Origin of the sequence: Mesorhizobium sp. M1A.F.Ca.ET.072.01.1.1 (genome assembly GCF_004023325.1) — a bacterium.
GTDB lineage: Bacteria > Pseudomonadota > Alphaproteobacteria > Rhizobiales > Rhizobiaceae > Mesorhizobium.
The window spans coordinates 1-1,288 of sequence record NZ_RZSF01000648.1; the positions used below are offsets into that span (position 1 = coordinate 1).

General features: G+C 65.8%; 1 protein-coding gene. It reads left to right on the forward strand.

Annotated elements, in window-relative coordinates; translation table 11 throughout:
• Positions 1 to 41: 41 nt before the first annotated feature.
• On the forward strand, positions 42 to 1,288 hold a 1,247-nt coding region (locus EOA32_RS37275), incomplete at its 3' end, for a recombinase family protein (RefSeq protein WP_245499534.1).

Below are 1,288 nucleotides of genomic sequence, written 5' to 3' on the forward strand. Positions count from 1 at the left end.
AATCGGGATCCAGCGCCGTTGCCCGCGACGGCTTCCAGGAACTGGTCAGCGAAGTAGCCCTCGCCAAGGCCGGCGTCGTCATGGGGCTGGAGGTCTCGCGCCTGGCCCGCAACTCCGCCGACTGGCACCGGCTGCTTGAGCTGTGCGCCCTGACCAGCACCCTCATCCTCGATGAGGATGGCGTCTACGATCCGGCCAGCTTCAACGACAGACTTCTTTTGGGTTTGAAAGGAACGATGTCGGAAGCGGAGTTGCACTTCCTCAAGGCGCGCATGCCCGGCGGCCAACTCAACAAGGCAAGCCGCGGCGATCTGAAGATAGGGCCGCCAGTGGGCTTGGTCTACTTGCCCGATGGCACCCTCGCACTCGACCCGGACGCCGAGGTGCAGGCCGCGCTCCGCATGGTGTTCACGACCTTCGAGCGCCTGGGCAGCGCAACCAGAACCGTCAAGTTCTTCCTCGACGAAGGCATTCTGTTCCCGCGACGACTGCGCAAGGGACCGCACAAAGGCGAACTCATGTGGGCGCCGCCACGGCACGCCCGCATCCTCCAGGTCCTGCATAATCCGAGATATGCCGGCGCCTTCGTTTACGGTCGAACGCGTGGACGGCCCCGGCCGGGCGGCGGCGTCTCTCAGATCAAGGTGGATATGGCTGACTGGCGGTTCGTCATGCCCGACCTGCATCCGGGTTATATCGACTGGGAGCGCTTCAAGGCCAACCAGGAGCGTCTCGCTGCCAATGCACAAGCCTATGGAATGCAGCGCCGCGCCGGGCCGGTCCGCGAAGGATCCGCCTTGCTCCAAGGCAGAGTTCTCTGCGGCCTTTGCGGCGGGCGCATGGGCGTCCATTACAGCCAGGAGCACGGTCAGCCTGTCCCGACCTATATCTGCCAGGAGACTGCCACCCGTCGCGGCGGCAAGGTCTGCCAGTCCGTGCCCGGCAAAGTCGTCGACCCGGCGGTGGGTGCATTGCTTGTCGAGCTGATGACGCCGATGACCCTTGAGGTCACCCTGGCGGTGCAGCGCGAGCTTGAGGCACGCGCCGCCGAGATGGACACGTTGCGCCGACAGCATATCGAGCGGACGCGTCATGATGCCGAGCTCGCCCGGCGCCGCTACATGAAGGTCGATCCCGACAATCGCCTCGTTGCCGACACTCTCGAGGCCGAGTGGAACGAGAAGCTGCGGCTCCACACCGACGTCGTCGAGGACTATGAACGACGCGCGCCCGAGGAAGCCGCTCGACCCGCTCGCGGCTGCGCTGCTGCGTCGGCGCTCGCCGGGGC